Source organism: Clostridioides sp. ZZV15-6598, from assembly GCF_020657705.1.
In the GTDB taxonomy this organism is placed as follows: domain Bacteria; phylum Bacillota; class Clostridia; order Peptostreptococcales; family Peptostreptococcaceae; genus Clostridioides; species Clostridioides difficile_F.
Map to the genome: position 1 here is coordinate 1 of NZ_JAGWCS010000389.1, position 230 is coordinate 230.

At 29.1% G+C, this 230-nt stretch carries 1 pseudogene; it reads right to left on the reverse strand.

What is annotated here, in order from left to right:
• Nucleotides 1-230, reverse strand: a pseudogene (locus KGF50_RS22195) (ABC transporter permease); the annotation flags it as partial.

Below are 230 nucleotides of genomic sequence, written 5' to 3' on the forward strand. Positions count from 1 at the left end.
GCAAAGTATATAGTGAATTGGTATATAAAAGAGCCAACAATTATTGCAGTAGTATTTTTAATAAAAGTGAATTTCTTGAATAATGTAATACCAATTATGATAGAAGCAATTCCAAGTACTAAAGTTCCGATACCCATATTTACATCTGAGAACCCTAAGAATTGAGCCATCAAACTACCAGATAAAGCTATAAGTCCATTTGTAATCATAAGCCCTAATATTTTAATAGA